The sequence below is a fragment of the Labilithrix sp. genome (assembly GCA_019637155.1).
In the GTDB taxonomy this organism is placed as follows: domain Bacteria; phylum Myxococcota_A; class Polyangia; order Polyangiales; family Polyangiaceae; genus Labilithrix.
The window spans coordinates 193,283-215,668 of the sequence record JAHBWE010000014.1; the positions used below are offsets into that span (position 1 = coordinate 193,283).

At 69.8% G+C, this 22,386-nt stretch carries 26 protein-coding genes; 19 read left to right on the top strand and 7 right to left on the bottom strand.

The annotated features are described in order from the left end of the window. The first annotated feature begins 30 nt into the window (after positions 1-30). Positions 31-309: a hypothetical protein gene (locus KF837_28640; GenBank protein MBX3231326.1), complete on the top strand. Its 279-nt coding sequence runs from the start codon at positions 31-33 to the stop codon at positions 307-309. Positions 310-423: 114 nt separating this feature from the next. Here KF837_28640 and KF837_28645 read toward each other — a convergent pair whose 3' ends face one another. Next, entirely contained in the window at positions 424-837 is a 414-nt protein-coding gene (locus tag KF837_28645) for an EVE domain-containing protein (GenBank protein ID MBX3231327.1), read from the bottom strand. 9 nt (positions 838-846) lie between these two features. Then, positions 847-1,662: a hypothetical protein gene (locus KF837_28650; protein MBX3231328.1), complete on the bottom strand. Its 816-nt coding sequence runs from the start codon at positions 1,660-1,662 to the stop codon at positions 847-849. A 63-nt stretch (positions 1,663-1,725) separates the two neighbouring features. Here KF837_28650 and KF837_28655 point away from each other — a divergent pair, with 63 nt between their 5' ends. Both KF837_28655 and KF837_28660 read left to right on the top strand, forming a co-directional pair. Next, positions 1,726-2,181, top strand: coding sequence for a hypothetical protein (locus KF837_28655; GenBank protein ID MBX3231329.1), 456 nt, complete (start codon positions 1,726-1,728; stop codon positions 2,179-2,181). Between the two features lie 10 nt (positions 2,182-2,191). Further along, entirely contained in the window at positions 2,192-3,385 is a 1,194-nt protein-coding gene (locus KF837_28660; protein ID MBX3231330.1) for a GNAT family N-acetyltransferase, read from the top strand. 2 nt (positions 3,386-3,387) lie between these two features. Here KF837_28660 and KF837_28665 read toward each other — a convergent pair whose 3' ends face one another. Beyond that, positions 3,388-4,200 (bottom strand): hypothetical protein, encoded by an 813-nt coding sequence (locus KF837_28665; protein MBX3231331.1) that lies wholly within the window; start codon positions 4,198-4,200, stop codon positions 3,388-3,390. A 57-nt stretch (positions 4,201-4,257) separates the two neighbouring features. Between KF837_28665 and KF837_28670 the strand changes: the two genes are divergently transcribed. From KF837_28670 to KF837_28715, 10 genes are all read left to right on the top strand, one after another. Continuing rightward, complete coding sequence (locus KF837_28670; protein MBX3231332.1) at positions 4,258-5,394, top strand: metallophosphoesterase; 1,137 nt, start codon at positions 4,258-4,260, stop codon at positions 5,392-5,394. Positions 5,395-5,547: 153 nt separating this feature from the next. Then, the gene (locus KF837_28675) at positions 5,548-6,375 is read left to right on the top strand and encodes a GGDEF domain-containing protein (protein ID MBX3231333.1); all 828 of its coding nucleotides are present in this window, start codon (positions 5,548-5,550) and stop codon (positions 6,373-6,375) included. Between the two features lie 11 nt (positions 6,376-6,386). Continuing rightward, the gene (locus KF837_28680) at positions 6,387-6,923 is read left to right on the top strand and encodes a hypothetical protein (GenBank protein ID MBX3231334.1); all 537 of its coding nucleotides are present in this window, start codon (positions 6,387-6,389) and stop codon (positions 6,921-6,923) included. A gap of 18 nt (positions 6,924-6,941) precedes the next feature. Then, on the top strand, positions 6,942-8,111 hold the full coding sequence (locus KF837_28685; protein ID MBX3231335.1) for a DUF2236 domain-containing protein: 1,170 nt from the start codon (positions 6,942-6,944) through the stop codon (positions 8,109-8,111). Positions 8,112-8,177: 66 nt separating this feature from the next. Next, the gene (locus KF837_28690; protein ID MBX3231336.1) at positions 8,178-9,125 is read left to right on the top strand and encodes a hypothetical protein; all 948 of its coding nucleotides are present in this window, start codon (positions 8,178-8,180) and stop codon (positions 9,123-9,125) included. A 7-nt stretch (positions 9,126-9,132) separates the two neighbouring features. Next, positions 9,133-9,816: an alpha/beta fold hydrolase gene (locus tag KF837_28695; GenBank protein ID MBX3231337.1), complete on the top strand. Its 684-nt coding sequence runs from the start codon at positions 9,133-9,135 to the stop codon at positions 9,814-9,816. Then, positions 9,813-10,637, top strand: a complete 825-nt coding sequence (locus KF837_28700; protein ID MBX3231338.1) for an SDR family oxidoreductase — start codon at positions 9,813-9,815, stop codon at positions 10,635-10,637. The genes KF837_28695 and KF837_28700 overlap by 4 nt, the downstream gene beginning before the upstream one ends. A 36-nt stretch (positions 10,638-10,673) precedes the next feature. Then, entirely contained in the window at positions 10,674-11,222 is a 549-nt protein-coding gene (locus tag KF837_28705; protein MBX3231339.1) for a response regulator, read from the top strand. Positions 11,223-11,238: 16 nt separating this feature from the next. After that, positions 11,239-12,234, top strand: coding sequence for a hypothetical protein (locus KF837_28710; protein ID MBX3231340.1), 996 nt, complete (start codon positions 11,239-11,241; stop codon positions 12,232-12,234). A 209-nt stretch (positions 12,235-12,443) separates the two neighbouring features. Further along, positions 12,444-13,340 (top strand): hypothetical protein, encoded by an 897-nt coding sequence (locus tag KF837_28715; GenBank protein ID MBX3231341.1) that lies wholly within the window; start codon positions 12,444-12,446, stop codon positions 13,338-13,340. A 7-nt stretch (positions 13,341-13,347) separates the two neighbouring features. Here the strand turns inward: KF837_28715 and KF837_28720 are convergent, their stop codons facing one another. Then, positions 13,348-14,169, bottom strand: a complete 822-nt coding sequence (locus KF837_28720; protein MBX3231342.1) for an SUMF1/EgtB/PvdO family nonheme iron enzyme — start codon at positions 14,167-14,169, stop codon at positions 13,348-13,350. Positions 14,170-14,241: 72 nt separating this feature from the next. Between KF837_28720 and KF837_28725 the strand changes: the two genes are divergently transcribed. The 3 genes from KF837_28725 (at position 14,242) to KF837_28735 (ending at position 18,330) form a co-directional block, all read left to right on the top strand. Further along, on the top strand, positions 14,242-16,038 hold the full coding sequence (locus tag KF837_28725; protein MBX3231343.1) for an AMP-binding protein: 1,797 nt from the start codon (positions 14,242-14,244) through the stop codon (positions 16,036-16,038). Positions 16,039-16,314: 276 nt separating this feature from the next. Further along, positions 16,315-17,031 (top strand): hypothetical protein, encoded by a 717-nt coding sequence (locus KF837_28730; protein ID MBX3231344.1) that lies wholly within the window; start codon positions 16,315-16,317, stop codon positions 17,029-17,031. 18 nt (positions 17,032-17,049) lie between these two features. Further along, entirely contained in the window at positions 17,050-18,330 is a 1,281-nt protein-coding gene (locus tag KF837_28735) for a DUF4349 domain-containing protein (protein ID MBX3231345.1), read from the top strand. 2 nt (positions 18,331-18,332) lie between these two features. Here the strand turns inward: KF837_28735 and KF837_28740 are convergent, their stop codons facing one another. Together KF837_28740 and grxD are read right to left on the bottom strand one after the other, a co-directional pair. Then, the gene (locus KF837_28740; protein MBX3231346.1) at positions 18,333-18,569 is read right to left on the bottom strand and encodes a BolA family transcriptional regulator; all 237 of its coding nucleotides are present in this window, start codon (positions 18,567-18,569) and stop codon (positions 18,333-18,335) included. Between the two features lie 3 nt (positions 18,570-18,572). Next, a complete protein-coding gene (gene grxD / locus KF837_28745) occupies positions 18,573-19,487 on the bottom strand; it encodes a Grx4 family monothiol glutaredoxin (protein ID MBX3231347.1) in 915 nt (304 codons plus the stop codon). Between the two features lie 189 nt (positions 19,488-19,676). Here grxD and KF837_28750 point away from each other — a divergent pair, with 189 nt between their 5' ends. From KF837_28750 to KF837_28760, 3 genes are all read left to right on the top strand, one after another. Next, positions 19,677-19,958: a hypothetical protein gene (locus KF837_28750; GenBank protein ID MBX3231348.1), complete on the top strand. Its 282-nt coding sequence runs from the start codon at positions 19,677-19,679 to the stop codon at positions 19,956-19,958. Positions 19,959-19,975: 17 nt separating this feature from the next. Further along, positions 19,976-21,337 carry an SUMF1/EgtB/PvdO family nonheme iron enzyme gene (locus tag KF837_28755; protein MBX3231349.1) on the top strand — a complete coding sequence of 454 codons (1,362 nt, stop codon included), beginning with the start codon at positions 19,976-19,978 and terminating at the stop codon, positions 21,335-21,337. 122 nt (positions 21,338-21,459) lie between these two features. Continuing rightward, entirely contained in the window at positions 21,460-21,726 is a 267-nt protein-coding gene (locus tag KF837_28760) for a hypothetical protein (protein ID MBX3231350.1), read from the top strand. Positions 21,727-21,899: 173 nt separating this feature from the next. On the opposite strand, the gene KF837_28765 is transcribed toward KF837_28760, so the two are convergent. Then, positions 21,900-22,385 carry a hypothetical protein gene (locus KF837_28765; protein ID MBX3231351.1) on the bottom strand — a complete coding sequence of 162 codons (486 nt, stop codon included), beginning with the start codon at positions 22,383-22,385 and terminating at the stop codon, positions 21,900-21,902. Position 22,386: the final 1 nt, after the last annotated feature.

Consider the following 22,386-nt stretch of genomic DNA (forward strand, 5'->3'; position numbering starts at 1 on the left):
TTGCACGCGCACACGAACGAACCCACGACCATGAGCGAGCTCACCGACGAGGACATCGCGCGCATCGTGGCGGCGCGTCGCCGTGCGCGCGGTCTCCGTGCCGCCGCGCGTCGTGCGCTCGGCCTCGCGCGCCGGTACCGCGAAGAAGAGGGACCGCGCGGCGCCCGCGAGACCGCATGCGTGCGGCAGGCGCTCACCTGGCGCAGCGCCGCCCGCGAGCTCCTCTCCCCAACCGCCACCGCGCGCCCCGGCATCGCCCGCGCGAGCGCGCCGCCCGCTTCGGGAGACGAAGCGCGCAAGTCGGGATGAGCGGGACGACGACGACGCGCGCAAGTTCGGTTGAGCCGCGCATCTGACGATGCGCGCGAGTTAGGTTGAGGGCGCGGGCGCGCGCGAGTCAGCGTGAGCGTGGGCGGAGTGGTGCTACAGCTTCGTTTCGGCGAGCTTGAGGATCGTGGTGAGCTCGGCGTCCGTCACTGGGACGACGGAGATGCGGCTCCTCTTTACGAGCGCCATCTTCGAGAGGAGCGGGTGGGCCTTCACCGTCGCGAGGGACACCGGCTTCGCGAGGCGCTTGACCGGCGCGATGTCGACCGCGCTCCAGTCGCCCTCCTTCGCGGTCGGGTCTGCGTAGGCCGTCTTCGTCACCTTCGCGATGCCGACGATCTCCTTGCCCTTGTTCGAGTGGTAGTAAAGCAGCGTGTCGCCCTTCTTCATCGCGCGCAGGTTGTTGCGCGCCTCGAAGTTGCGGATGCCCGTCCACGCCGTCTTCTTCTCCGCGAGCAGCTGCTCGAAGGGATAGACCGTGGGCTCGCTCTTCACGAGGAACGTCGCCATGGCGACCACTTATACCGGAGCTTCGAGCGCCTTCGCGAGCGCCGCTTCGAGCTGCGCCGAGACGAAGCGCGCGAGCGCGGCGTGATCGCGGTCGGAGACGCGCATCCGCTCGGCGAGGCCCTGGCGCAGGCGATGGAGCAGCCGCTCGCGCGCCGCGCCGAGCACCGCGCGCGTCTCCTCGATCGTCATCCCGTACATCAGCCCGAGCGACGACGCGTCGAGGCCGTCGACGATCGCGTTGCGGAGGAGCGCGCGCTCCCGCGCCTCGAGTGACGAGAGCGTGTGCGTGAGCGCGAGGCGGAGCCCCGGCAGGTAGTTCTGCTTCACGCGCTGGATCTCCGGATCGAGCGCCGCGATCGGCGCCGCCTCCTTCTTGAGGAGCCCGTCCTCGATCGAGTCCGGCGGCGGCCGCGCCTGGCTCGCGGTCTCGAGCAACGTGCGGTTGATCGCGTTCCGCATCCACGACGCGAAGTCGGAGTCGCCGCGATAGAGCGCGACCCGCGCGGCCCCACCCTCCGCGATCGCGAGGTAGCGCTTGAACACGAGGTGGCGCGCCTGCACCGCGCTGATCGGCGGCCTCGTCCGCGCGTGCGCGCGATCGATCTCCCCCGCGAAGAGCTCGTGCATCGCGTCCTCCGCCGAGCGCACGCCCTTCGCGCACGCGCAGACGAGGAGGAGGTCCTCGATCCGCACGTCGTCCTCGCGCGTGTCGGGCGGGACGCGCGCGCGCACGAACGCCTCGAGCTCCGCGTCGGTGACGGCCCCGAGCTCGGGCCAGCGCCGTCGCGCACGCTTCACGAGGCGCGAGACCACCGCGCGGTCCATACCGGAGACGTTACGTCACTTCACGCACGCGGCCAGCGGCCTTTTCGCGTGTAGAGTCGGGGAATGCACCTCGCCCGCGCCCTCCCGTTCGCCGCGTTGCTCGTCGCATGCTCGGAGTCTCCGACGACGCCTCCCGGGCTCCTCGGCGAGGTCGATCTCCGCAGCCAGCTCCCCGCCGGGGTGGCGGTCCCGGCGGAGAGCGCGCTCGAGTCGCACGAGATGACGAAGTCGATCTGCGGGTTCGAGAGCTACCCACCCGCCGAGATCAAGGTGCGCTGGAAGTCCTTCCGCGACGGCGAGAGCGCGTACATCGCGTCGTACGCGGTGGAGGTGACCCAGTCGGGCAAGGCGCTCGCCGTCTCGCTCGGCAAAGACGCCCTCGTCGGCAGCGAGCTCCTCATGCCGGGCGTGAAGACGTACCGCGCGATCGCCACGCTTTGGGTGCAGTGTACACGAAAGACGTTCCGCCTCGACCAGCAGGGCGGCGAGATGATCCAGTTCCGCGCGGGCGAGAAGTGACGGCCGAGAAGTGACGCCCGCCACGCTCCGCCTCGCGGTCCCGCCCACCTCCCGCCACGCCGAGCTGTGCGAGCTGGTCGGCCACGTCTACGGCATCGCGCCCGAGCGCGTCGGCGAATGGTTCGCGAAGGCAGGGCACGAGCACCTGCGCGTCATGCTGCGCGACGGCGACGACGCGATGGTCGGCAGCCTCCTCGAGGTGCCGATGGCGCAGTACTTCGGCGGCCGCTCGGTGCCGACGATGGGCGTCGCCGGCGTCGCGGTCGCTCCGATCGAGCGCGGTCGCGGCGTCGGGGCGCGCATGATGGTGGAGATGCTGCGGAGCGCTCGCGACCGCGGCTTCCCGCTCTCGACCCTCTACCCCGCGACCGTCACGCTCTACCGCCGCGCCGGCTACGAGCGCGCCGGCGCGCGCTTCGCGATCAAGGTCGATCCGCGGCACGTCGAGGTCCTTCGCGAGCCCGGCGTCGTCCTCGCGGAGGTCACCGGCGCGCCCGAAGAGCTGCGCTCCCTCTACGCGCGCGCGGCGCGTCGCACGAACGGCTTCCTCGATCGCGGCCCCTACTGCTGGGACCGCGTCGTCCACCCGCGGAACCTCACGACGAAGACGTTCACGATCACGCACGAAGGACGGCTCGAAGGTTACGTCGTGCTCGCCCACGTCATGGGCGCGTACGGCTTCCCGACCCGCGTCGACGTCCGCGACCTCGCCGCGATCACGCCGCGCGCGACCCGCGCGATCCTCCGCCTGCTCGTCGAGTACCGATCGCTCGCCGACGAGGTGAAATGGGAAGGCGGCGTGAACGACGTCTTCGCGAACCTCCTCCCCGAGCGCCACGTCACGATCTCGCTCATCGACTACTTCATGGTGCGCGTGATCGACGTCGCGGCCGCCCTCGCCGCGCGCGGCTTCCCGCCGAACGCGACCGGCGGCTTCACGTTGGAGCTCGACGATCGCTCGATGCCGGAGAACAGCGGTCGCTACGGCGTGGCGCTGGCGGAGGGGCGCGCGACGGTGACGCGCGGCGGGACGAACGGCGCGCGCGTCGCCACCGACGAGCGCGGATTGGCTGCGCTCTACAGCGGCTTCACGCCCGCGCACGTGCTCGCCGACGCGGGCTGGCTCGAGGCCGACGAGGCGACGTGCGCGCTCCTCGACGCGTGGCTCGCCGGCCCGACGCCGACGATGCGCGACGCGTTCTGAGATCAGAGCCCCTTGCAGATCGCGGGGATGTTCGCCCCCTGCAGGTAGCCGCGGAGCGGGCCGAGCTCCGGCGCGTTCCCGCTCGGGCCCGCCTGCGCGACGAGCGCTTGGCACTGCGCGGCGTAGCCCGCGAGCATGCCGGCCTCCGGCGACGCGCCGAGCTGCTTCGCCTGCGTCGCGAGCGCGGCGCAGCACTGCCGCAGCTTCTCGAGGTTCGCGTTGCCGGGGACGACCGCGACCGGCTTGATCGCGGGGTCCTGGATCGTCGCGTACGTGCGCGTCTCCTCGAGGTCGGGGCAGCCGTTCGCGAAGGTGCGGCAATTCGTGCAGGCGAGCGCGCCGGCGGAGTCGCGGCACACGCGCTGGCCGGCGCAGTTCAGCGGCGTGATGTCGGTCGCGGTCTCGTTCGCGCTCACGCAGCCCTCGGGCGTCTTCCGGAAGCGCGCGGCCTCGGGCGCGAGCTGCTCGCCGACGGTGATGTTCGCGGCCTCGCCCGCCTTGCGACCGCCGATCTTGTCGACGTACGTGATGCTCACCTGACCGAGCGCCGGCACCGGCTGGCACGCGCTCGTCGTGATCTGCGCGACGGGGTCGGTGCACTTGTCGTCGCGGTAGATGCCCTGGAACGTCCACGCTTGCTGCGCGACGAGGGAGCAGCCCGCGCACTGGTTGATGTCCACCGCCGCGGGCTCGGCGTCGACGACGGCGACGGCGACGGCGCCGGCTTCGGGGACGAGGCCGGCGCCGGTGTCCTTGTTACCGCAGTTGGCGCCGAGGAAGAGGAGAGGGAGGAACGTGAGCAGCGCGCGCTTCATGGCGACGCAGCCTAACAGAACGCCACCCGGAAGCGCGGCATCATAAGCTCGGGCGGTATGCGTTATCTCGGCTTCTTCGTCGTCGCGGTCCTCGTGATGGGCGCGTCCCATCGCTACGTCTGGGCGCGCCTCGTGCGCGACGCGGGGCTGCCGCAGCCGTGGTCGCGCGTCGCCACGGTCGCGATCGTCGTCCTGTACGTGCTCCTGATGGGGAGCTTCGTCCTCGTGCGGACGCTGCATCGCTCGATCGGCGCGCCGCTCATGTGGATCACGTACACGTGGCTCGGCGTCCTCTTCTTCATGGTGCTCTCGCTCGGGCTCTCCGACCTCGCGCGCGTGATCACGATGCGCGTCCAGGGCAGCGGCACGATCGACGATCCCGAGCGGCGGATGGCGATCTCGCGTCTGTTCGCCGGCGGCGCGGCGATGCTCGGCCTCGGCGCGAGCGCGGTCGGCCTCGCGAGCGTGCTCGCGCCGGTCGCGGTGAAGCGGGTGAAGGTCACGCTCGATCGGCTCACGAAGGCGTCGTCCGGCACGCGCATCGTGCAGCTCACCGACGTCCACGTCGGCCCCACGATCGGCAAGGCGTACGTCGACCAGGTCGTCCAGCGCGTGAACGAGCTCGACGCCGACGTCGTCGTCATCACCGGCGACCTCGTCGACGGATCGGTCGAGGACCTGAAGGAGCACGTCGCGCCGCTCGGCACGATGAAGAACAAGCACGGCATCTACTTCGTGACCGGCAATCACGAGTACTACTCCGGCGCCGGCGCCTGGATCCGGTACCTCGAGAGCATCGGGATCAAGGTCCTCGCGAACGAGCACGTCCGCATCGGCGGAGCGGACGGGTTCGACCTCGTCGGGATCGACGACCCTTCGTCCGGTACGCAGGATCTGCGTAAGGCGCTGGAGGGCCGCGAAGCGGATCGCGCATGTGTTCTCCTCTCCCATCAGCCGCGCGGCATCGCGCTCGCCGAGAAGCTCGGCGTGGACCTCCAGCTCTCGGGCCACACCCACGGCGGGCAGCTGTTCCCCTGGAATTTCATGGTCCGTTTGCAGCAGCCGTTCGTCGCCGGCCTCCACAAGCTCGAGCGCGCGCAGATCTACGTCAGCTCCGGCACCGGGTACTGGGGCCCGCCGATGCGTGTAGGCACGTCGGCGGAGATCACCGAGATCGAGCTGTTGGCCTCTTGAGTGCAGGTGTCAGGGAAAGGAATTCCCTGCGTCGATCGTTGAGTCGTCATCTTGGTCTATCGATCTGCTTCTTCGCCTCCCTCGTCACCCCGTCCGGCGACGCTTCACGGCCTAGCCAAGGCGCCGCGGCGTGAGCATGTTTCACGTCGATCCATGTCCGCCGTGTCGTATCCGCCCCCGTCGAGCGCAGCCGCGTGGCAGCTCATTCGGGACGACGTGTTCGACCGCATCCTCGACGATGCGGAGCTCGAGCGCCTCGTCACGGACAAGGCGCGCACGACGAGCGAGCCGCACGCGGAGATCGTCCGCGTCATGCTCGGGATGAACTTGAGCGAGGACGAGGCGCGTTCGCTGTTCCATCGCGCGATGCGGCACCGGCAGGAGATGTCGCGCGCGCTCGGGCGCCCGGTCCACATCCGCGTCGCCGCGCTCGACCTCCTCGTCTCGCGCCCCGCGAGCCGCCGCAACCCGCGCGACAGCCGCCCCGTCATGGTCGCCCCCGCGTTTCTCGAGCGCGCCCTCGTCGAGGCAGGCTCCGACAGCGTGACGGGGCTCCCGCGCGCGGCGCACTACATGAACCTGCTCGAGCACGAGCTCCGCCAGCGCGGTCGCTCGGTCGTGGTCGTGTACATCGACCTCGACGGCTTCAAGCGCGTGAACGACCAGCTCGGGCACGCGCGCGGCGACGACGTGCTCCGCACGATGGCGGAGGCGGCGCGCTCGGTGCTCCGTCGCGGCGACCTCCTCGCGCGCGTCGGCGGCGACGAGTTCGCGCTCCTCCTCGACGCGTCGCCCGAAGAGGCGCGCAGCATCGTCGAGCGCCTGCGGTCGCGCTTCGAGGAGCTCACCGCGCCGCTCGGCACCTCGTTCTCGGCCGGCGTCGCGATCGCGGACGGCACGTCTGCGGCGGCGGAGCTCGTCGCGCGGGCCGATCGCGCGATGTACGAAGAGAAGCGGGAGCGCAAGGCGCGTCGAGGCTAATCTGAGCGGCGATGACGCCGCTCTTGCTTGCTCTCCTCCAGGACGTCGAAGACGCCGAGCCGCCTCCGCCGCAAGAGCCGGTCGTTCAGCAAGCGGAGCCGGAGCCGTCGATGTCGGAGGGGCGCATGCTCGTCTCGCTGTACAACGAAGGCTTCCAGTTCGGCCTCTCGCCGGGCGTCGTGTTCGTGCGCGGGAGGGCGGCGTTCGCGCTCGGCGTCCGCTTCGGCTACGGCATCGACACCGGTCCCGTCATCGTCGTGCCCGGCGTCCGGCTCGCGGGGTACTTCGCCGATCCGAACGTCTACCTCGGAATGCCGACCGTGAAGCTCATCGTCCCGATCGATCGGTTCGCGCCGTTCGTGGAGGGCGGCGGCGGCGTCGGGCACGTCTCGGATCCGAGCAAGACCGGCTTCGCGTGGCTCGTCGGCGGCGGGTTCATGATCCACTTCCGCCGCTTCGCGTTCGGGGCGGAGGTCTCGTACCAGGCGATCACCGGGACCGGCTTTCGCGGCATCGGCGTCGGACCGATCCTCGCCTTCGGCTTCTGAGGCGGTAGACTCCGAGAGGTGCCTATCTTCCCCACGCGCTACGTGAACCTCGCGCGCGCGCGCGAGCTCTACGGCGATCGCGTCGACCGGCTCGGGCATCACCTCACGAAGAGCGACGACCTCGCGGACGAGGTCATCACCTCCTTCGCATCGCTCGCGCGCGGGGAAGGCTGGCGCCTCTTCGAGCGCGCCCTCCGCGGCGACGTCGCGGCCGCCGCGCCGGCGCCGCTCTGCCGCCTCATCGAAGAAGCCGCCCACGTCCCCGCGTGGCTCGACTGGAGGACGGCCGACAAAGGCGGCGAGCTCCTCATGCGCTCGGGCGCGCTCGGCGGCGCGGTGCTCGGCGCGCGCTCGCTCGTCCTCGGCTACGCGTCGCCGGGCGGGAACAAGCCGCTCGTGATGTCGGGGCGCCTCGTCGAGCAAGCGAACCGCCGCCTCAACGAGACCGCGCGCTTCGTCCAGGCGGTGTGCCGTCCGTCCGGCATGCGGCCGTTCGCGGAGGGCTGGCAGATCACGCTGAAGGTCCGCCTCATCCACGCGCAGGTCCGCAAGATGATCCTCTCGAGCGGGAAGTGGCGCACCGCGGACTGGGGCCTCCCCGCCAACCAGCACGACCTCGCCGGGACGACGCTCCTCTTCTCCGCGTCGATCATCGACGGGCTCCGCGCGCTCGGGATGCAGGTCTCCTCCGCGGAGGCGGAGAGCTACATCCATCTCTGGCGCTGGGTCGGGCGCGTGATCGGCGTCGACGCGGACGTCTTGCCCGCGTCGGAGCCGGAGGCGATGCGCCTCGCCGATCTGATCGAGACGACGATGGGCGAGCCCGATCAGGACTCGCGCGACCTCACGAAGGCGCTCTTCGACGCCGGGGTGAAGGACGCCCGGAGCGCGCGCGAGCTCCGCGCCGCCAAGCGCGCGCAGGTCTTCGGGTGGCTCATCTGCCGCGAGCTCGTCGGCGACGACCTCGCCGACAAGCTCGGCGTGCCGCGGCAGACGGCGCGGTTCGCGATGCCGCTCGTGAAGCGGTTCATCGGCGCGGTCGAGAAGGCCACGCGCGTGGTCCCGTTCGGGGAGCGGAGCGCGGTCGCGGCGGGGATGCACTACTGGGACCGCGTGGTGGAGATCGGTCTCCGCGGAGCGACGTACGACTTCCCGCTGCCCGTCTCGCTCGGCAACCTCGCGGCGTGAGCGCGCGTGATCGCGGGAGCCAAGGAAAGTCGGTCACAGACGGTCCATCCCCGTCGACGAGCCACCATGCGTCTCTCCGTCGTCGCCCTCCTCCTGATCGGATGCACCGGATCGGATCGTCCCGTCGCGACTCGCCCCGCGCCCGCGCCGGTCGCGAAGATGGTGGAGGCGAAGGAGTCCGTCGACGCCGCCGCCGCCGTCCCCGAGCCGCCGCCCGCGCCGGCGGAGCCCGCGTACGACCTCGCCGCCGATCGCGAGCGCCGGATCAAGACGGCGAAGCAGGAGCTCGGCGCGCGGACGACGACGAGCATCGTCTCCGACATCTTCGTGATCGTGAACCCGCCCGGCGCGCAGAACGAGGCGAGCGTGCAGCTGATGCGCAGCGCGATGGCGGGCTACATGAACGGCCGCTTCGACAAGAAGCCGGAGGAGGCGATCTCGGTCTACCTGTTCCCGACCGCGGCCGGCTACGAGCAGTTCTGCGCGAAGAAGTACAACGCGCCGTGCATCGCGCACTTCGGTTTTTACCAGCCGAACGACCGCTACATGGTCATGAACATCGGCCTCGGGCTCGGGACGCTCACGCACGAGATCGTGCACCCGCTCGTGGAGGCCGACTTCCCGAGCGCGCCGACGTGGCTCAACGAGGGGATCGCGTCGGTCTTCGAGCAGCCGCAGATCCCGAAGCCGGGCGAGATCCACGGCGGCAAGAACTGGCGCTGGCCGCGGCTGAAGAAGGCGCTCACGACCGCGGAGAAGGACAAGGCGCGGCTCGATCGCTTCTTCGGGATGAAGGACGAGGTCTTCCGCGGCGACGGCGAGGACCTCCACTACGCCGCCGCGCGCTACGTCTGCCAGTGGCTCGACGAGCGCGGCAAGCTGTGGGCCTTCTATCACCGCTGGCGTGACAACGTCGCGACGGATCCCTCCGGCGAGCGGTCGTTCAAGGAGGTCGTGGGGATGACGCCGGCGGAGGCGCATCCGGTCTGGGCGAAGTGGGTCCTCGCACTATGATGCGGCGGTGGCTCGGACCACGGAGCTCAGGTTCGACGTAGGCGCGCACGGCAAGACGAGCGGCGCGGTGTACCGCGCGGCCGATCCCGTCGGCGCGACGCTCGTCTTCGCGCACGGCGCGGGCGCGCCGCGGACGCACCCGTTCGTGGTGGGGCTCGCGAAGAAGCTCGCGGCGCGCGGCGTCGACGTCGTCACGTTCAACTTCCTCTACGCCGAGGCCGGCAGGAGGGCGCCCGATCGCGTGGAGCTCCTCGAGACGTGCTGGCGCGCCGCGATCGCGAAGGTGCGCGCGCGCACGGGGCTCGAGACCTCGCCGCTCTTCGTCGGCGGAAAGTCGATGGGCGGGCGCATCGCGACGCGCGTCGCGGGGGCGAAGGAGGGACTCGTCATCGACGGCGTGGTCTGCGTCGGCTATCCGCTCCATCCGCCGGGCAAGCCGGACGTGGCGCGCGCCGAGATCCTCTCCGTCGATCTGCCGCTCCTCGTCGTGCAAGGCACGCGCGACGCGTTCGGCGGCGCCGCGGTCCTGAAGAAGTACCTGCGGCGGCGGGCGAACGCGCGCGTCGTCGCGATCGAGGACGGCGATCACTCGCTCGAGGTGCCGAAGAGAGCGGAGCGTGACGCGCTCGCCGAAGCGGCGGACGCGATCGCGACGTTCGTGAAGAGGCTCGTGAAGGAGGGGGGCGCATGAGCGCGATCGACGGCGGGACGGTGCTGGTGACGGGCGCGTCGTCCGGGATCGGGATGGAGATCGCGCGCGCCGTCGCGCCGCGCGCGAATTGTGTCGTCCTCGTCGCGCGGCGCCTCGCGCGCCTCGACGAGCTGAAGGAGGAGCTCACGAAGTCGCATCCGTCGCTTCGGGTCGAGACCATCGCGTGCGATCTCTCCGACCGCGACGCGGCGAAGAAGCTCCCCGCCGAGGTCACGGCGCGCGGGCTCGCGGTCGACGTCCTCGTGAACAACGCCGGCGTTGGAATGATGGGCGCCTTCGATCGCGCGGACCCCGACAAGCTGCTCGCGATGATCGATCTGAACGTGACGAGCCTCACGATCCTCACGCGCGCGCTCCTCCCCGCGATGGTGGAGAAGGGGCGCGGCGGCGTCATCAACGTCAGCTCCGGCTTCGGCGTCGCGGTGATGCCTTCGTTCGCCGCGTACGTCGCGACGAAGCACTACGTGACGGGCCTCTCCGAGGCGCTGGTCTCCGACCTCGCCGGCACGGGCGTCGTCGTCACCCAGGTCCTGCCCGGTCCGGTCGCGACCGAGTTCGAGCAGCAGATCGGGAACTACACCGGGAGGCGAGCGCCCGGGATCGTGGAAATCAGCGCGGCCCGCTGCGCGCGCGCGACGATCCGCGGCTTCGATCGTGGCCGCGCGATGGTCGTGCCCGGGGTCCTGATCAGCTTGGCCCTGCTGGTGAATGCCCTCAGTCCGCGTTTCATGCGACGCCTCTTCGCATCGATCCTCGGTCGCGTCGCGCGCCGGAAAGAGGCGGAGGCCACCGCCGGATGACGCGGTCGGTGCTATAGTAGGAGGCGTTCCGATCACATGAGCTTCCAGCCTAAACGTCCATCCTCGCCCTCGAATCCGGCTGTCCGTCCGCCCACCTCCCAGAGCCCGGGGGGCGCGCCGTCGACGCGTCCGCACAACGTTCGCGATGCCGCCGCCGAGGCGCACGCGCTCGGTGGCGGCGCCGTCGCGCGTCCGTCCGCTGCGGTCGCGAAGGGGCCGGGCAAGAAGACGATCTTCATCGTCCACCCCGACGCCGATCTGCGGAGCCGCCTCCGCACCGTGCTCGAGGCTTGGTACGACGTCATGGAGGCGAAGGACGGCATGGAGGCGGTCGAGATGTCGAGCTCGATGGCCGCGCCCGGCATGATCGTCTCGGACACGGCGATGCCGCGCGTCGACGGCTTCACGCTCGCGAAGATCCTCCGCAACAACCCGGTGATGAAGAAGGTGCCGATCATGTTCGTGTCGGCGCAGCACTCGCCGCAGCACGTCACGCAGGCGCTCGTCATCGGGGTGAGCCAGTACCTGCCGAAGAGCACTCCGGTCGCGCAGATCGCGGAGAAGATCCGGAAGATCGTGGTCTGAGCGAGGAGCGACGGCGATGGCGGCGATGGACTTCAAGATCGGGAAGATCCCCGTCCAGATCCAGGGCCGCTTCTTCCTGATGACGCTGCTGCTCGGCTTGAGCGAGCGCGATCCGGCGCGGCTCGCGGTCTGGGTCGGCGTCGTCCTCGTCTCGATCGTGGTCCACGAGATGGGGCACGCGTTGATGGGGATGGCGTTCGGCTATCGCCCCGCGATCGTGCTCCACGGGATGGGCGGGCACACGAGCTTCGGCGAGGGCCGCTGGACGGAGACGACGGGCAAGAGCATCGCGATCAGCTTCGCGGGCCCGCTCGCGGGCTTCGTGTTCGCGGCGCTCATCGTCGGCGTGCAGCTCGCCGGCTTCCAGCCGACCGCGCCGCTCGCGGGCTTCGCGCTCGGCAAGCTGCTCGTGGTGAACATCGGCTGGGGCATCTTCAACCTGTTCCCGATGTTGCCGCTCGACGGCGGCAACATCATGCGCTCGTTCTTCCGCCACTTCGCGACGAGGCGCGGCGAGTCGATCGCGCGTGTGGTCTCGATCGTCTGCGCGGTGGCGATGGGGCTCTGGGCGGCGACGAGTAACCAGTGGTGGCTCCTCTATCTCGCGGCCCTCTTCGGGTTCCAGAACGTGCAGGCGTTCCGCAACGCGTCGTCGTCGTCGTCGGGTCCGGCGTACGAGAAGCCGGCGGCGCGCGCGGTCGAGGAGAGCTACGGCGCGCTCAACCGCGGCGACACGAAGCGCGCGATCGCGCTCCTCCAGCCGGTCATCTTCGGCCGCAACGTCGACGTCGACACGCGCCGCGCGGGTCTCGAGGTCTACGTGGTCTCCCTCATCAAGGAGGAGCGCTGGTCCGACGTCGTCCGCGCGCTCGAGCGCGATCGCGAGATCGTCGGCCCGTCGAACCTGAAGTCCTACGCCGGCCTCCTCCGCAAGGCGGGCCGCGACGACGAAGCCGCGCGCGTCGAGGCGCTCGGCAAACAAGCCGCCGCCTTCGGCGAGTTCCGCGCCTGACGAGGCGACCGGTGTCGCAGCCACGCGACGCGATGATCGATCGGGCCACCCGGATCGCCTGAAGGCACCGCCGTCGATCCCTGATCCGTCGGCTCCGAGGCGAAAAACCGAACGATTTCGGTTTAAGGCTACAACAGGGGTGGATGTGGGTGTTGGTATGCCGAATGCAGCTGGGTCGGGCACATCCCGAAACGCCCCGGAAGGTCACCATGAAGATCTCGCTCCTCCCCAGCCTCGTCCTCGCGTCCGTCCTCTCCCTCTCCGCCTTCGGCTGCGCCGCGAACAGCGGCGACGACGCAGGGGCCACCGCCGCCGAGCAGGAGGTCCGCACCGCGGCGCGCGAGGTGAAGGCCACGACCGAGGCGCGCTTCGGCTGGCTCAACGGCGTCTGGAACGTGCGCGGCGTCGACAACGAGGCGGGCATCGACCTCTCGATCATCGAGGCCGGCGGCGGCGATCCGGCGCTCAACGGCAACCACCTGTTCCTCTCCGCGTACGGCCCCGATCACGGCGGCGGCGGCGTCTTCGAGCTCGGCCTCAACATCTCGGAGCTCACCGGCGTCGAGATGGTGGGCGACACCACGTTGAAGCTCACCGGCACGTACGACGACATCATCGGCGAGGACGGCGACATCACGGGTGGCCACCCGTTCGAGGCGCTCGTGAAGCTCACGATGAACGCGAACGACGTGCAGGAGTCGCTCACGGTGACGCGCGCGGGCCACACCGAGACGGTGAAGGCCTCGACGGAGGAGGGGATCCAGTTCTTCTCCTCCATCTTCGAGGTGAAGCAGAAGGAGACGAAGGAGGGCACCATCGTGCGCCTCTTCGACACCGGCAAGGGCGGCGACCCCGCGATGAACGGCGGGCAGCTCCTCCTCTCGATCATGAGCTGGCCGGAGGAGAAGACCTACGACCTCGGCCTCAACATCCTCTCCGTCACGAAGTTCGAAGTCCCGAACGAGTCGACCGCCCTCATCGAGGGCAGCGAGCACTACATGGACGCGCAGGGCGAGATCAAGACGCGCCCCTACTCGTACAAGCTCGACTTCTCACTCAAGGACGGCGAGCCCGCCGAGACGATCAAGCTCCAGCGCCTGCTCTGACTTCTGCTCACTGCGCGTCGGGGGGTGGGGCTTCCTTGCAGCAGCGGAAGCCGACCTGTTTGCCGGCGTAGTCTTCGGCGTGGGCGGTGGTGGCGGCGCGGCAGCGGTTGCGGCCGGGGAGCCACCAGCCGCCGCGGAGGGCGGAGCGGTTCGGGGCGGACATGCCTTCGCGCTCGACCCACTCGTCGACGTTGCCGACCATGTGGCGGACGCCGAAGGGGCTCTTGCAGTCGGGGTAGTCGCTGACCTTCGCGCGGAGGTCGTGGAGCTTGTCCTCCCGCCCGCCGAGGTTCGTCTTGTCGAAGTTGCAGACCGTCGAGTCGCGCTTCCAGCCGTAGGGGTACGGGCTCATGTCGACGCCCTCGCACGCGAACTCCCACTCGCTCTCCTTGCAGAGCCGCGCGCCGCGCGCCTTGCAGATGTCCTGCGCCTCGTTCCAGTTCTTGCCGACGAGGGGGAGCTCGCTGTCCTTGTCCTGGACGTACTCCTCGCGGTCGATGCAGAAGCGGCGATGAACGCGCGGAACCTTGCATGTTACAGGTTTCGCGTACTCGGCGCAGCGCAGGTTCGAGTACGGCGGCGGATCGATCCACTTCAGACACACCTGCGCCGCGTCGGGACACGCGTCGCCGTCGACGAGGATCATGTCGCCGCCGCACGGGCTGGGGGCGACGGGGTCGATCTCCTTTGGAGGCGGCTGCTCCTGAAGTGGGATCGGCGGTGGCTCGCTCGCAGGGACGAAGTCGGGCGCCGTTTCCGTCGGACCGAGCGCGATGGTGAAAAATGCCGCGGCGAAAATTGCTTTGATGTTCGAAGTCGGGAGGTTCAAAACTTCACCCTCCACTTCATAGTGTGAGCCCGGCTTTCGGTCGGAGCAAGTTGACGTACCATGGGCGGTCCGATGGCGACGGCAAAGCTGGTCCACGAGGTCCTGTTCGATACCGCGAAGCGCTATGGCGACCGCCCGGCGTTGCGCGTCAAACGCGACGGCGCGTGGCGCACGATGACGTGGAGCGCCTACGAGAAGGACGCGCGAAGAGCGGCGCGTTCGTTCCTCAAGCTCGGCATTGCGCAGGGGAGCGGCGTCGCGATCATCGGCTACAACTCGCCCGAGTGGCTGGTGGCGGATGTAGGCGCCATCCTCGCCGGCGCGATGCCGGCGGGCATCTACACGACCAACACGCCGGAGCAGGTCCGCTACATCACCGCGCACTGCGACGCGAAGATCGCGTTCGGCGACACGCCGGAGCAGATCGAAAAATTCATCGACCAGGCCGAGCACATGCCGAAGCTCGAAGTGCTGGTGCAGATGCTCGGCGCGCCGAAGGAGCGGAAGCGCGGCCGGCTCGAGGTCCTCTCGTGGGACGAGTTCATGAAGCTCGGAGACGAGACGCCCGAGGCCGAGCTCGACTCGCGCCTCGCGGCGCAGAAGCTCGATGACGTCGCGACGCTCATCTACACCTCGGGCACGACCGGCGAGCCGAAGGCGGTGATGATCACGCACCGCAACCTGACGTGGACGTCGGCGGCGACGGTCGAGGCGATGGGCTTCGACCAATCCACGGTGTCGATCAGCTACCTCCCGCTGAGCCACATCGCCGAGCAGGTCCTCACGGTTCACCTCCCGATGGCGGTGGGGACGCTCGTGTACTTCGCGGAGAGCCTCGAGAAGCTGCCCGACGCGCTCCAGGAGGTGCGGCCGACCGCGTTCCTCGGCGTGCCGCGCGTCTGGGAGAAGATCCAGGCGAAGATGATGGCGGCGGGCGCGCAGGCCAAGCCGGCGCAGAAGAAGATCGTCGCGTGGGCGAAGAAGGTGGGCCTCGCCGCAGGCTACGCCGAGCAGAAGGGCGTGGCGCGTCCGCTCACGTACCCGATCGCGAAGAAGCTCGTCTTCGACAAGGTCCGCGCGCGCCTCGGCCTCGATCGCGCCCGCATCTGCGTCACCTCCGCGGCGCCGATCTCGAAGGACACCCTCGAGTTCTTCCTCTCGCTCGGCATCCCCCTCCTCGAGGTGTACGGCATGAGCGAGTGCACCGGCCCCGCGACGTATTCGCCGCCCGACGACTACCGCACCGGCAAGACCGGCATCGTCCTCCCCGGCGCCGAGCTCAAGATCGCGGAGGACGGCGAGATCTGCATGCGCGGCCAGCACGTCTTCAAGGGCTACCTGAAGGACGAGGAGGCGACGAAGAACGCGCTCGACGCGGACGGCTGGCTCCACTCCGGCGACATCGGCGAAATCGATAAAGACGGCTTCCTCAAGATCACCGACCGCAAGAAGGACCTCCTCATCACCGCCGGCGGCGAGAACATCGCGCCGCAGGTGCTCGAAGGACACCTCAAGGCGATCCCGGTCGTGGGGCAGGCCGTCGTTGTCGGCGACCGCATGAAGTACCTCGCCGCGCTCGTCACGCTCGACCCCGAGCGTGTCCTCACCGAGGCCGCGCTCTGCGGGAGCCCGGCCAAGACGATCGCCGAGGCCGCGACGTGCGAGACCTTCAAGACGCACCTGCAGAAGCAGATCGACGAGGTGAACAAGGGCCTCGCGCGCGTCCAGACGATCAAGAAGTTCGTCGTCGTCCCGACCGAGTTCACCATCGACGGCGGCGAGCTCACCCCGACGATGAAGGTGAAGCGCAAGGTCGTGAACGAGAAGTACAAGCAGGAGATCGCCTCGATGTACGCGAGCGCGGAGTAGCGCGCGCGGTTCAAGCACGCGCGGAGCGGGAAGTACGTTGGGGCCTCGCCGAGCTCCCACGCGCGGACGGAAAAGCCGACTGGTTCCGCGCGTTTCATCGCCTCGGCGAGGAGGGCGCTCTTGCCGATGCCGGCCTCGCCCCGCACGAGCACGAGGCCGCCGCGTCCACCTCGCGCGCTCGAGCATGGCGGTGAGGGCGTCGATCGCGGGGCCGCGGGCGACGAGCATGGGGGGAGCCTACAGAACTTTTCGCGAGCATCGACGTCGAAGGCCTTCGTGACCACGCCGTACCGGAACGAGACCGAAGCCCTCCGCGAACGCAAGGCGGCGCTGGAGCAAGAGACGAACCGGCTCAAGGAGCAGCGCGCGCAGCTCGAGTGGATGAGCGCGCGCGAGAGCGAGATCGCGAAGGAGCTCGCCGCGATCGACGAGACGCTCGCGAGCGGCGCGAAGCGGCGGCTGCCGACGCTCGATCAGGTGTCCGTCGCGTCGCCGTGCAGCGCCAATTGGAACGAGATGCTCGGCGACGAGCGCGTTCGCTTCTGCCTCTCGTGCGAGAAGCACGTCTACGACATCAGCGCGATGCCGAAGGCCGAGGCGGAGGCGCTCATCGCCGCGCAGGCCGAGGCCGCGGGCGAGCTCTGCATCCGCTTCTACCGCCGCGAGGACGGGACGATCATGACGTCCGACTGCCCGGTCGGCGTGACGCGGAAGCGGCGCAAGAAGCTCGCGCTCGGCGTTGCCGGTGCGGGCGCGCTCGCGTTCGGCGCGTTCGCGGCGCTACAGCGCGCGGCGGACGACAGGGTGATGGGCAAGATAGAGGCGGTCTACGTCGAGCCGCCGCCGCAGCAGCTGCAGCCGCCGGAGCTGGACGTGCATCCCGTCACGACCGAGGAGCCGCCGGCTCGTCCGGATCGGTACGTCGCGGGCCGGATGCTCATCGCTCCGAAGCCGAAGCCCGCGCCGGTGCATCCGCAGCCGAAGACGCGCTGAGGCGCGTACCATCGACGCATGTTGCGTCGGTCCGCGCTCGCTTGTCTCGTCTTCGTTGGTGGTTGTGCGTCGTCGACTTCGCCCGCGACGAGCGCGGGGACGGCGTCGCTGCCTGCGCCGTCGCAGGCACGGACGCCGGCGAGCGAGGAGGAGAGCAGGGGCAGCGGAGGGATCTGCGAGCTCGACCCGTCGGCGTGTCCGCGGGACGGGATCTCCTTCGCGAGCCAGCCGCTCGTCGCGGAGGTGTACGCGCAGAGCACGACGGTGTCTTCTCGGCGCGCCGGGTCGGCGTCCGCGTCGGCGTCGCTGCCGGCGGCGGCGAACGCGCGCCCGCACGAGATGCTCGACATCGACGCGCGGTTCGCGATCGAGTGCGAGTCGGTGACGGCGGCGGCGGCGAAGCTCCGCGAGAGCGTGCGCGAGGCCGGCGGCACGATCACCTTCGACCAGTCGGAGACGCGCGAGCAGCGCTCGGAGACGACGCTCGAGATCCGCGTCCCCGCGCGCGACTACGAGCGCATCGCGGTGGAGCTCGGCGGCGTCGGGGCGATCCGGACGCGCGAGGTGAAGGTGAAGGACATCACGAAGGAGCACCACGACGCGCAGCTGCTCCTCTCGAACCTCGAGGCGGCGATGCGTCGCTACGAGGAGCTGCTCGCGAAGGCGGCCGCGGTGCCGGAGGTGCTCGCGATCGAGCGCGAGCTCGAGCGGCTCCGCGCGCGCATCGATCGGGTGAAGGGCGACCTCGCGTGGATGCAGGACCGCGTCGCGCGCGCGACGGTCCGCGTGCGGCTCTTCACGACGTCGCCGGCGGACGACCTTCCGCTCGCCACCCGCTCGGCGCTGTACCCGTCGCTCCGCGTCGTCATGCCGTTCGATCTGCGCGGCGAGTCCGAGCGGCACGGGTACCTCGGCGGCGGCCTCGGCCTCGCGTGGCACCCGGAGGCAGGCGTGATCCGCTCGGTGGGCGCCGACTTCGGCGTCGCGCGCTCGGCGTTCACCGGTCGCCCGCCCGGCAGCCGCTACGTGTACCTCGCGCTCACGTCGCTGGACCTCTACTCCGATCTCCTCGGCGGCGGCCGGCGGCGCTTCTTCAATCCGTTCCTCGGCCTCCGCGCCGGCTACGCGCAGTCCGGCGGGCGCGGCGATCTCGCGCTCGGCGGCGCGCTCGGCGTCGACGTGTGGAAGGGCAGGAACGCGCTCGTCGGGCTCGGCGTGCAGGGGCTCGCGCTGATCGGGAACGATCGCGGCGTCCACGCGATGCTGATCCCCGAGCTCGCGTTCGCCTTCGCGTTCTGAAGCTACGGCGCCTTCGTCGTCAGCTTGTCGACGGCGTGCACCGGCGCGCCGTCGCCCTTCATCAGGTGCGCGATCGCGCCGTAGACGAGGCGCTGGCTCTCGACCATGTTCTTGCCCGCGAAGACGGGCGAGACGACGGAGATCGTGAAGTGCCCGCCCGAGCCGGCCTCGACGGCGACCTGGCCGTCCGGGATCTTCTCGAGGATCGCGCTCTTGATCTGGTCCTTGATCTCGCTCATCGGTCAGTACCTGGGCACCGAGGCGTCGACGGTCTGCGACCACGCGTCGATGCCGCCTTCGAGGTTGTAGACCTGCTTGTAGCCGCTGCCGAGGATGCGCTCCGCGGCCTGGCGCGAGCGCATGCCGTGGTGGCACATGAAGACGATCGGGTGATCCTTGGCGATGCCGGCGAGGCTCTTCTCGCCTTCGTAGTGCGTCGCGGCGGCGACCTTCGCGGTGCGGAGCTCCTCGTCGGTGCGCACGTCGAAGAACGCGAACTCCTTGCCCGCGTCGAGCCACTTCTTCACCTCGGCGGCGGACACGCCCTTCACGCGCGGCGGCTCGTTCGGGTTGTCGATGCGGAACGCGCCGCCGTCGGGCGTCTCGACCCAGTGGATCGCGAGGCCGTCGGCCTTCTTCGCGCTCATGCGATCGAAGTAGACCTTCACCCCGCCGGCCTCGACCTCGACGTCGCCCGGCTTCTTCGCGTCGAAGGAGAGGTCGTATTGCCAGTTGTTGGAGATGACGAGGCGGAGCACGTCGCCCGAGCCGTCGTCGGCGTCCTTGATCGCCTTCGCCGCGCCGGCGTCGATGCTGACCTTCGGCGGCGTGACGGGCTTGTCCTCCACCCCGAGCTTCTTCTGGAGATCGCCCGACGCGTACATCTCCTTGACGATGTCGCAGCCGCCGACGAACTCGCCCTCGATGTAGAGCTGCGGGATCGTGGGCCAGCTCGAGTATTCCTTGATGCCGTCGCGTACGCCGGGATCTTGCAGCACGTTCACGGTCTCGAACGGCGTGCCGACCTCCTTGAGGATGCCGACCACTTGCGCGGAGAACCCGCACTGCGGAAAGTGCTTGTTGCCCTTCATGAAGAGCAGCACCTTGTTCTTCTTGATGAGGTCTTCGAGCTGCGCCTTGACGGTGTCGGAGAGCATGTTTCCCGAGGTTTTGCCGCTGGTCCGCCGCGCGGTCAAGCCCCAGGGCGTCGTCCGCATGACGCTTCGACGGCGACGTGACGCTCGCGGTGCGGGCGAGCACGTACGGCCGCGCTTCGAAACGTCACGCGGCTGACGATCGCGCCGGCATGGAAGGTGAAGGAGCGCCTGTCGTTCGGAGGAACTTTCATGAGCGACGAGACGACGGCGAACGAAGCGAAACATGGCGAGAGCAACGGCCCGGCGTCGATGCCCACTGCGCTGCCGGCGCCGCCGCGGATGCCGACGTTCATGCCGCGCATCGTCTCGATCGCGGCGCAGCGTCCGACGCTGAAGCTCGTGTGCTCGAACCCGACGCCGGCGCCGAGCCGGCCCACCGTCCCGAACCTCCGCGTGATCTACGGCAAGCCGTCGAGGCCGCCGCCGTCGATCCCGCCGACCGGCAGCACGCCGATCCGCCGCGCGGCCTGACGTGCGATAGTCGCGGGATGCACGTCCCGCGCGCGTCGATCGCGCTGGCGGTCGCTCTCTCGATCGCCGCCTGCAACCGGCACGAGCCCGTCGCGCGATCGGCGAGCGTCGCGGACGCCGGCGCGCCGGGGCCTTCGGAGCCGGTCGCGGCGGACGCTGCGTCGCCGTCGCCGTCGCCGTCGCCGTCGCCGGAGGACGCCGGGGCGCCGAAGAGCAGCGCGCCGGGGTTCGAAGGCGGCACGATCGAGGGGGACGGCGCGCGCATCGTCATCCCCGAGGGCGCGGTCGCGGCGCCGGTCGCGATCAAGGTCACGCGCGTTCCGGACGCGGAGCTCTCGTCGTGGCCGCGCGGCACCGCGCTCGGCTTCGTGTTCGAGCCGGTCGCGCATCGCTTCCACGTGCCGATCAAGATCGAGCTCCCGCACGACGATCCGTCGGGCGAGGTGATGTGCGAAGCGTCCGGCGGTGAGCGGCAGCTCGAGCGCTTCGACACGAAGCCGGGGCCGAAGCCCTTTCGCTTCTACGTCGTCGAGCTCCCGAAGCGATGTGCGGTCTACTCCCTCGCGCACATGAAGGCGCGCAAGAGCTCGCAGGAGAAGGCCGACGCGATCGTCACGAAGCAGAACGCGTCCTTCAAGTGGGAGAGCAAGGGCAAGGTCTGCGATCCGCACGAGTTCGTGCGCCCGAACGCGGGCAAGGACCTCCGCGAGCCGGCGGGTCTCGACGGCTGCCCCGCGGGGATGGCGAAGATCCCGGGGCGCGCGGCGTGCGTCGACCGGTGGGAGGCGCACGTGGTCGAGGTGCTCGAGGACGGCACGGAGCACACGTGGAGCCCCTACTTCAACCCGGCCGGCGTGAAGATCCGGGCGAAGAGCGCGCCGGGCGCGGTCCCGCAGGGGTACATCTCCGCGCTCCAGTCGGCGGAGGCGTGCAAGGCGGCGAGCAAGCGGCTCTGCAAGGACGACGAGTGGGTCGCCGCCTGCAAGGGCGCGAAGGGCGTGCAGTTCCCGTACGGCAACGCCGAGAAGCGTGGAACATGCAACGATCATCGCGTCGCCCATCCCGCGATGCAGTACCTCGAGTCGCGCGACCTCTCCGTGTTCTCGAAGCTCGAGCACCCGTGCATCAACCAGATCTCCGATTCGCTCCTCCCCGCCGGCAGCAAGAAGGAGTGCAAGACGTCGGAGGCCGTGTTCGACATGGTTGGAAACCTCCACGAATGGAGCGCCGATCCCGACGGCACCTTCCGCGGCGGCTACTACGTCGACACGTGGCTCAACGGGCACGGCTGCGACTACGTAACGACGCGGCATGAAGCGCGTTATTGGGACTACTCGACGGGCTTCCGCTGCTGCGCCGACCTCGCGAGCGCGAAGTAATCCTTCGCCGTCCCGGATCGGTGGCTGGCGTTCGTGGTGCGCCGAGAGCACGATGAGAGGATGCGCCGCGTCTTTTCGTTGGTCATGGCGTCCTCGTTCGCGGTCGCGATCGTGGTCGCCGCGTGCAAGTCGGGAGAGCCCGAGAACCAGTTCGTGCCGCGCCCGTCTCCGTCACGATCACGGACGTCCGCGGCCGCACGGAGACGATGCAGATCAACGAGGCCGGCAACTTCAGCTCGACGCGCCGTCTCAACGCGCCATACAAGGTGGCGGTCACCTCGCCGAAGGGCACGCGCGTGATGCAGCGCACCATCAACGGCGGCGACTGCAACGGCTGCCACACACAGTGGGGCGACGCCGGCGCGCCGGGCCGAATCGCGGAGTCGTAGCCGGCTCCATGCCTCCATCGGCGCGCCCGGGCGGCGTTGCCGTCGCGTCCTCGCCTCCTCGTCTTTCCGCTGGGCGGCGCGAGCCGCGTGGCGTGGCGGCATCGCCGCGCCCGTAGCTCCTCGCCTCCCGATGGGGGCGCGCATGGGCGCCCGACTATAGTTTCCCGTTTTAGCTACTTTTTCTCTTTCGCCTGCTCGGCGAGCTTGTGGAAGCGGTCGTGGACGGAGCTGAGCTTCGTCTCGACGTCGCTCTTGCCGGGCTTCTCGCAGGCGGCCTTCACGGCGTCGGCGCTGGCGGTGAGCTCGGCGTCGCCGACGGCGACGGCCTTGTCGCGGAGGGCCTTCTCGCCGCTGCACGCCTTCGCGACGCGCTCGTCGCCGGCCTTGGTGTGCCAGATCGGCGCGATGACCTCGTGGAAGTCGTGGAGCGCGGGGTTCATCTTGCCGTGCTCCTCGTGACCTTTGCCGTCGCCGTGGTGACCTTCGCCCTTGCCGTGCTCACCGTGCTCGCCATGCTCGCCGCCGGTGGAGGCTTCCTTCGCCTCGCCGGGCGCGGGGGTGGTGGCGGCGGTGTTGGACGGGGCGACGGGCGGCGGCTCGGAGCCTCCGCACGCGGTGAGGGCAATGACGGTGACGGCAGAAAGGATGAGGGCTCGCATG

What these genes read in the sequence shown, in the direction of transcription:
- KF837_28640 (MBX3231326.1), top strand. Translation starts at nt 31, where the DNA reads ATGAGCGAGCTCACCGACGAGGACATCGCGCGCATCGTGGCGGCGCGT.
- KF837_28705 (MBX3231339.1), top strand. Translation starts at nt 10,674, where the DNA reads ATGAGCTTCCAGCCTAAACGTCCATCCTCGCCCTCGAATCCGGCTGTC.
- KF837_28765 (MBX3231351.1), bottom strand. Translation starts at nt 22,385, where the DNA reads ATGCGAGCCCTCATCCTTTCTGCCGTCACCGTCATTGCCCTCACCGCG.
- grxD (MBX3231347.1), bottom strand. Translation starts at nt 19,487, where the DNA reads ATGCTCTCCGACACCGTCAAGGCGCAGCTCGAAGACCTCATCAAGAAG.
- KF837_28700 (MBX3231338.1), top strand. Translation starts at nt 9,813, where the DNA reads ATGAGCGCGATCGACGGCGGGACGGTGCTGGTGACGGGCGCGTCGTCC.
- KF837_28650 (MBX3231328.1), bottom strand. Translation starts at nt 1,662, where the DNA reads ATGGACCGCGCGGTGGTCTCGCGCCTCGTGAAGCGTGCGCGACGGCGC.
- KF837_28670 (MBX3231332.1), top strand. Translation starts at nt 4,258, where the DNA reads ATGCGTTATCTCGGCTTCTTCGTCGTCGCGGTCCTCGTGATGGGCGCG.
- KF837_28710 (MBX3231340.1), top strand. Translation starts at nt 11,239, where the DNA reads ATGGCGGCGATGGACTTCAAGATCGGGAAGATCCCCGTCCAGATCCAG.
- KF837_28740 (MBX3231346.1), bottom strand. Translation starts at nt 18,569, where the DNA reads ATGAGCGAGATCAAGGACCAGATCAAGAGCGCGATCCTCGAGAAGATC.
- KF837_28725 (MBX3231343.1), top strand. Translation starts at nt 14,242, where the DNA reads ATGGCGACGGCAAAGCTGGTCCACGAGGTCCTGTTCGATACCGCGAAG.
- KF837_28675 (MBX3231333.1), top strand. Translation starts at nt 5,548, where the DNA reads ATGTCCGCCGTGTCGTATCCGCCCCCGTCGAGCGCAGCCGCGTGGCAG.
- KF837_28715 (MBX3231341.1), top strand. Translation starts at nt 12,444, where the DNA reads ATGAAGATCTCGCTCCTCCCCAGCCTCGTCCTCGCGTCCGTCCTCTCC.
- KF837_28665 (MBX3231331.1), bottom strand. Translation starts at nt 4,200, where the DNA reads ATGAAGCGCGCGCTGCTCACGTTCCTCCCTCTCCTCTTCCTCGGCGCC.
- KF837_28735 (MBX3231345.1), top strand. Translation starts at nt 17,050, where the DNA reads ATGTTGCGTCGGTCCGCGCTCGCTTGTCTCGTCTTCGTTGGTGGTTGT.
- KF837_28680 (MBX3231334.1), top strand. Translation starts at nt 6,387, where the DNA reads ATGACGCCGCTCTTGCTTGCTCTCCTCCAGGACGTCGAAGACGCCGAG.
- KF837_28755 (MBX3231349.1), top strand. Translation starts at nt 19,976, where the DNA reads ATGCACGTCCCGCGCGCGTCGATCGCGCTGGCGGTCGCTCTCTCGATC.
- KF837_28750 (MBX3231348.1), top strand. Translation starts at nt 19,677, where the DNA reads ATGAGCGACGAGACGACGGCGAACGAAGCGAAACATGGCGAGAGCAAC.
- KF837_28655 (MBX3231329.1), top strand. Translation starts at nt 1,726, where the DNA reads ATGCACCTCGCCCGCGCCCTCCCGTTCGCCGCGTTGCTCGTCGCATGC.
- KF837_28690 (MBX3231336.1), top strand. Translation starts at nt 8,178, where the DNA reads ATGCGTCTCTCCGTCGTCGCCCTCCTCCTGATCGGATGCACCGGATCG.
- KF837_28645 (MBX3231327.1), bottom strand. Translation starts at nt 837, where the DNA reads ATGGCGACGTTCCTCGTGAAGAGCGAGCCCACGGTCTATCCCTTCGAG.